The organism is Mesorhizobium sp. M7A.F.Ca.CA.002.04.1.1 (assembly GCF_004022805.1).
GTDB lineage: Bacteria > Pseudomonadota > Alphaproteobacteria > Rhizobiales > Rhizobiaceae > Mesorhizobium > Mesorhizobium ciceri.
In genome coordinates, this window is the sequence record NZ_RZPL01000344.1 from 1 (window position 1) to 5,783 (window position 5,783).

9 protein-coding genes are annotated in these 5,783 nt (G+C 62.9%); 5 read left to right on the plus strand and 4 right to left on the minus strand.

Features of this window, described 5'->3' with window-relative positions; genetic code table 11:
* The 5 genes from ENZ75_RS18365 to ENZ75_RS18390 all read left to right on the plus strand — a co-directional run.
* The coding region (locus tag ENZ75_RS18365; RefSeq protein ID WP_128278227.1) for an SDR family oxidoreductase at positions 1-463 on the plus strand (463 nt) is incomplete at its 5' end.
* 39 nt (positions 464-502) lie between these two features.
* Positions 503-988, plus strand: coding sequence for a MaoC family dehydratase (locus ENZ75_RS18370; protein ID WP_263484965.1), 486 nt, complete (start codon positions 503-505; stop codon positions 986-988).
* Entirely contained in the window at positions 985-2,016 is a 1,032-nt protein-coding gene (locus tag ENZ75_RS18375; protein ID WP_063168970.1) for a phosphotransferase family protein, read from the plus strand. Before ENZ75_RS18370 ends, ENZ75_RS18375 begins: the two co-directional genes overlap by 4 nt.
* Positions 2,017-2,181: 165 nt before the next feature.
* Positions 2,182-2,826 (plus strand): TetR/AcrR family transcriptional regulator, encoded by a 645-nt coding sequence (locus ENZ75_RS18385; protein ID WP_013529665.1) that lies wholly within the window; start codon positions 2,182-2,184, stop codon positions 2,824-2,826.
* A gap of 197 nt (positions 2,827-3,023) precedes the next feature.
* On the plus strand, positions 3,024-3,272 hold the full coding sequence (locus ENZ75_RS18390; RefSeq protein WP_013529664.1) for a DUF680 domain-containing protein: 249 nt from the start codon (positions 3,024-3,026) through the stop codon (positions 3,270-3,272).
* 42 nt (positions 3,273-3,314) lie between these two features.
* Here ENZ75_RS18390 and ENZ75_RS18395 read toward each other — a convergent pair whose 3' ends face one another.
* From ENZ75_RS18395 to ENZ75_RS18410, 4 genes are all read right to left on the minus strand, one after another.
* Entirely contained in the window at positions 3,315-4,364 is a 1,050-nt protein-coding gene (locus ENZ75_RS18395) for a Gfo/Idh/MocA family oxidoreductase (protein WP_063168971.1), read from the minus strand.
* A gap of 69 nt (positions 4,365-4,433) precedes the next feature.
* The gene (locus ENZ75_RS18400) at positions 4,434-5,219 is read right to left on the minus strand and encodes a ThuA domain-containing protein (RefSeq protein WP_027161369.1); all 786 of its coding nucleotides are present in this window, start codon (positions 5,217-5,219) and stop codon (positions 4,434-4,436) included.
* Between the two features lie 77 nt (positions 5,220-5,296).
* On the minus strand, positions 5,297-5,527 hold the full coding sequence (locus ENZ75_RS18405) for a hypothetical protein (RefSeq protein WP_024502775.1): 231 nt from the start codon (positions 5,525-5,527) through the stop codon (positions 5,297-5,299).
* Positions 5,528-5,587: 60 nt separating this feature from the next.
* A partial coding sequence (locus ENZ75_RS18410) for a sarcosine oxidase subunit gamma family protein (protein ID WP_281061250.1) occupies positions 5,588-5,783 on the minus strand: 196 nt, incomplete at its 5' end.

The window sequence follows — 5,783 nt, forward strand, 5'->3', positions numbered from 1 at the left end:
GTTTGGCGTCAACGTCACCGCGGTCTTCCATCTGACGCGCGAATTGCTGCGGCTGCTCGATGCCGCCGCCAGCGACGCCGATCCGGCCAGGGTGATCAACCTCGGTTCGGTAATGGGCACGCAGCCGCTGGCCGACGACGCCTATTCCTACACCGCCTCGAAGGCTGCGGTTCATCATCTGACGCGCACACTGGCGCTCGAGTTCGCCGCCCGCCGCATCACCGTCAACGCCTTTGCCCCCGGCCCCTTCCAGAGCCGGATGACGGCATTTGCCACCGCCACAGAGGAACAGGCCAGGCACGTCGGCAGCCATGTTCCGATCGGCCGTATCGGCGCACCGGATGACATCGCCGGCGCAATGCTCTATTTGTGCAGCCGTGCAGGCAGCTATGTCACTGGCGCCATCTTGCCGATCGACGGCGGACAGTCGGTGCAGCATGGGCTGACCTTGTTCAAGGAATGACATTTTCCGGCCACAGAAGCCGGGGGTGAACTGGAGGACATGAGCGTGGAACCGATCAGTCTCGATGTGCTTCTGGCCAGTGTCGGCAAGGAGGTCGGCGTGTCGCCGTGGCGGGTGGTCACGCAACGCATGATCGACCAGTTCGCCGACGCCACGGACGACCATCAGTTCATCCACTGCGATCCGGAGCGGGCGATGCGTGAAACGCCGTTCGGCGGCACCATCGCGCACGGCTTCCTGTCGCTGTCGCTGTTGTCGGCGATGACCTTCGAGACCATGCCGCCGCTGGAAAACGGCAAGATGGGCGTCAACCACGGCTTCGATTCGCTGCGCTTCCTGGCGCCGGTGAAAACCGGCGCGCGCATCCGCACGCGTTTCGTGCTGGCCGACGTCAAGGTCAGGCCGTCGGGCTGGGTGCAGACCGCGCATGACGTGACGATCGAGATCGAGGGTTCGAAGAAGCCGGCACTGACCGCGCGCTGGCTGACGCTGACCTTGATCGAACGCCAGCCCGAGACGGCATGAGTGATCCCGTTCTCGACCAGGCAGCGCTTGCGCCTTACCTCGAGGCGAACATACCGGGCTTTTCCGGGCTTGCGGCAGTCGAGAAGTTCAAATCCGGCCAATCGAACCCGACCTACCTTTTGACGGCGGCAAGCGGCCGTTACGTGCTGCGCGCCAAGCCGCCGGGGCAATTGCTGAAATCGGCGCACCAGGTCGACCGCGAATTCAGGGTGATGAGCGCGCTTGCCGGCACCGCCGTGCCTGTGCCGGCCATGCTGCATCTGTCGGCGGAAGGCTCGCCCATCGGCCGCATGTTCTACGTGATGGATTTCCTCGACGGCCGCATTTTCTGGGATCCGGCTCTGCCGGAGGCTGGCGACAATGATGAACGCGCCGCCATCTACGATGCCATGAACGACACCCTCGCCGCCCTGCACGAGGTCGATGTCGAGACTGTGGGGCTCGGCGATTTCGGCCGGCCGGGCAATTATTTCGAGCGCCAACTGGCGCGCTGGACGAGCCAGTACCGTGCCTCGGAAACCGGCACCGTCGCCGACATGGACCGGCTGATTGCCTGGTTGGAAACGCATATGCCCGTAGATGACGGCCGGATCTCACTGGTCCATGGCGACTACCGGCTGGACAATCTGATCTTCGCGCCGGACCGGCCAACGGTTCTGGCAGTGCTCGACTGGGAACTTTCGACATCAGGCCACCCCTTCGCCGATATCGCCTATCAATGCATGCAATGGCGGCTGCCGCACGCTTCCGGCTTTCGCGGCCTGGGCGGTATCGATCGTTCCGCACTCGGCCTGCCTTCCGAAGAGGACTACGTCGCCGCCTACTGCCGGCGGCGCGGGCTCACCGGTATCGGCAACTGGACGTTCTTCCTCGCCTTTTCCTTCTTCCGGCTGGCTGCCATCTGCCAGGGCGTCTTCAAGCGGGCGCTGGACGGCAACGCCTCCAATCCCGAGAAGGCGAAAACCTATGGCGAGGCGGTGAAACTGCTTTCGTGTCTTGCCGCAGAACTGATCGACAGGGAGGCGTGATGGGCCATTTCGAGAGAGGAACGGTGCTGATCACGGGGCTGCCAAAATTCGAAAAGCGTCGGCACGATCCGAAGCATACCGTTTGGGAACTTCCCGTGCCCTTGTCCGTTTCCGTACAGCGTATATAATTTAGCCAGCCACCAACCCAACCGAAGGCACCAGATCTTGCCGCAGAGCGTCCAGACACGCCGCGAGAAACAAAAAGCAGAACTGCGCTCCGAATTGCTCGAGGCCGCGCATAAGCTTGTCCAGGAAGAGGGCTATGAGGGCCTGACCATCCGCAAGCTGGCCAAGCGGGTCGGCTACGCCCCGATGTCCGTTTATTCCTACTTCGCCGACAAGCAGGACATCCTGTTCGCTCTGGCCGAGGACGCATTCGAGACGCTTGCTCGCCGCATCGAGGAGCATCCGTCCGATGATCCGATCGCAGCCTTGCAGGCGGTGATGACGGAATATGCCGCCTTCGGGCTCGGCAATCCCAACGAATACCGCACCGTATTCATGACCGAAAAGACCAAGCTGCCGGAAGGCAGGAGCTACGACGACATGGAAGAGAGCAACCCGGCGATGAAGGCGCTGATCAGCCGGGTCGAGGCCTGCGTTGCCGCCGGAAAATTGCAGGGCGATCCGCGCGCCATCGCCACCATGCTGTGGGCGGTTGGCCACGGCACGATCTCGCTGCTCATCACCTTTCCATTCTACCCCTTCGGCGACCCGCAGGCCTTCGTGAAGCGGATGTGCGATTTCACGCTCGCCACGCTCAGCACGCAAAACGTCCCGCCATTGACCGAGACACCGGTCAACTGCTGACCTTTCATTTCCATATTTTCTCTCCGCCCCAGCCAGACCCTGGGGGGATTTCTTGGTTAACGAAAAATTTATCGTACGCGTACGGTTTTCCCTTGAATTCCCAATCGACGGCGTATATGTACAGTCTATCGTACATGTACGAGAAAAATTCACCCGTCGGTACGAATTGAATTCGACCCGGAAACCGGAGACTGACAATGAAAAAGACACTCCTCACCCTCGCCGCCGTGCTGGCACTTTCGGGCTCGGCTTTCGCCGCCAACACCACCCATCCGGTCAAGCATGCGCCGGTGGCGGCCTGCGTTGACACCAAGACCAACCTGAAGCTCGATTGCGCTTCGACCGGTTCGGTCGAGAAGAAGGGTGCCACGGAAAACACCGCTGAAGGCAAGGGCCCGCGGCTCGGCATCAGCATCAATCCGTGGATTGTGCCGAGCGCATTCTGATATCAGCAAAGATCACGTCTGGCCGGCACAAGTCGGCCAGCTTCAAGCGACCGAAATCGGCAGCTTCGCCGCTGAACTTTCAAAGGCTGCGTCGATCAGCTTCTGCATGTCGGCGGCGCGCCGGAACGACGGATCGCCATTCCGGCCTGCATCCAGCGCATCGGCAAAGCGTCGCGCATTGCGCTTGACACTGGGCAGATCCAAAGTCCGCCAGCGCTGAAGATCGACATCCCCGCCGAGGCAGGCCGACAGGCTCGATGCCTTGCCGTCGGTCTCGACCTTGATGGCGCCCTGGGTGCCGTGCAGGGCCAGCGACAGATCGTTGGCGTGACCGGTCATGTAGCGGCTCGCCACGATCGTGGCGAGCGCGCCGCAATCGAGCCGCGCCGTCATTGCCACGCTGTCATTGGCGTCCAGCACATAGTCGCCGATGCGCTCGCCCTCGGCCTTCGGAAACGTCACCAGATCGGCATGCAGGCTGACGATATCCTGGCCGGCGCCATAGGTGGCGAAATCCAGGATATGGATGCCGACATCGCCCAGCACGCCGGTCGAACCGTGCCGGCTGGACAAGCGCCACAGCCATTTGTCCTCGACCCGCCAGTCACCCCATGATTTGCTGACCAGCCAGCTTTGCCGGTAGCTCGCCTCGACATGGCGCAATGCGCCGATCTCGCCGGCCTGAACCATGCGCCGCGCCTCGTGGATCGCCGGTGAGTTGCGATAGGTGAGGTTGACCATGTTGATCACCCCGGCAGCCTCGGCCGCTTCGGTCATAGCAAGTGCGTCGGCATGATTCGGCGCCAGCGGCTTTTCGCAAAACACATGTTTTCCTACGCCGAGCAGCGCCAGCGTCGTCGCCCTATGGGCACCATCCGGCGTCGCGTTGATGGCGGCATCGAACTGGCCCCAGGCGATCGCCGCCTCCAGGCTCTCGAAAGAATCGCCGATCTTGCTGGCCGCGGCGAACGCCGCAGCGCGACCGGGCACCTGGTCGACACAGGCGACGATGCTGCAGCCGGGAATCCCGGCAAACTCCTCGACATGATGCCCGGCGATACCGCCGGTGCCGAGCAGAAGAATTCGATGCATTAGCCCCAAGCCCCCAAAATCAACTCACGCCTTGGGCAACTCAGGCCCGATCAGCTCAGGCCGCCCCAATCAGCTCAGGCCCTTGTCGCCATCGGCATGCAGGCGCAGCCCCTTCTGCACGATCTTCTCCTTGGCCGCATCCGTCGGCACGTTCGGCGCATTGGTGATGCCGGACCAGGCCGGCGCCGGATTGTGCGCCCAATGGACGGCGTTGCGCAGCACCTGCTGCACGCCCTCATTGTGATAGATCGGATAGGTTTCGTGGCCGGGCGAGAAGTAGAAGATCCGTCCCGCGCCGCGCTGGTAGGTCAGCCCTGACCGGAACACCTCGCCGCCCTCGTACCAGGAGACGAACACCGTCTCCAGCGGCTCCGGCACCGCGAACGGCTCGCCATACATTTCGGTCTCGCCGATCTCCAGGCACTCGCCAATGCCTTGCGCGATCGGGTGGCCGCGGTTGATCGCCCAGACGCGCTCGCGCTCGCCCGCCTCGCGCCATTTCAGCGAACAGGGCGTGCCCATCAGCCGCTTGAAGATCTTCGAGTAGTGGCCGGAATGGAGCACGATCAGGCCCATCCCTTCCCAGACCCGCTTCTGCACCCGCTCGACGATCTCGTCCTTGACCTCGCCATGCGCCGCGTGGCCCCACCACAAAAGCACGTCGGTGGCCGCCAGGCGCTTTTCGCTCAGGCCGTGCTCGGGCTCCTGCAAGGTGGCGGTGGCCGCCTCGATGCCCTTGTCCTGGTTGAGCGCGGCGGCGATGGTGCCGTGCATCCCCAAGGGATAGAGTTCGCGCACGGCTTCATTGGTCTGCTCGTGGACGTTCTCGCCCCAAACGATCGCTTTTGTCGGCATTTTCATCTCCCAAAGCGCTTTAAATAGCACGCCCAAGGAGATTGAGAAGGTCCGATGCGATCGGGCCCGATGGAATACTAGGTCTTGCGCTTCTTGCGCCCCGGCACGGTCTTGGCCTTGCCCGGTTTCGCCGGTGCGCCGGGGATGGCGGTTCCGGTAATGGATACCGGATCGCTGGCCGGGAACGTGTCTTCGAGGCCTTCCTCGAGTTCCTCTTCGGCGCTCGGGGCTTCATGTCGCTCATGTTCGAGCGAGCGGACGGCCGATGTCTTTTTGACCGGCGACTTCGGCGCGGAATTCGACGGCATCGGCATTTCTCCCTCGGCGTGCGGATGCAGAACGAGCGTGCCCTGCAAAACGTTCCGAGTTCAGACCGCCGCGTCGCGCGATCCCTCGGACAGGAAAGTAAAGACATAGTCCGAGAAGGAACGCCAGCATTCGACCCGGAAGGCATCGGCGGCTGTGCGCAACAGCACGATCTCGGTCTTGCCCAGGATGGTGCGCGACGCCGCGCCCACCGGGAAGGCGTCGAGCGACAGATCCTGCGGGCAGCCCGCATTGATC

Bases quoted from the DNA above. Each gene is read 5' to 3' on its own strand.
- ENZ75_RS18395 (WP_063168971.1), bottom strand. From the start codon at position 4,364: ATGCATCGAATTCTTCTGCTCGGCACCGGCGGTATCGCCGGGCATCAT.
- ENZ75_RS18370 (WP_263484965.1), top strand. From the start codon at position 503: ATGAGCGTGGAACCGATCAGTCTCGATGTGCTTCTGGCCAGTGTCGGC.
- ENZ75_RS18400 (WP_027161369.1), bottom strand. From the start codon at position 5,219: ATGCCGACAAAAGCGATCGTTTGGGGCGAGAACGTCCACGAGCAGACC.
- ENZ75_RS18375 (WP_063168970.1), top strand. From the start codon at position 985: ATGAGTGATCCCGTTCTCGACCAGGCAGCGCTTGCGCCTTACCTCGAG.
- ENZ75_RS18390 (WP_013529664.1), top strand. From the start codon at position 3,024: ATGAAAAAGACACTCCTCACCCTCGCCGCCGTGCTGGCACTTTCGGGC.
- ENZ75_RS18405 (WP_024502775.1), bottom strand. From the start codon at position 5,527: ATGCCGTCGAATTCCGCGCCGAAGTCGCCGGTCAAAAAGACATCGGCC.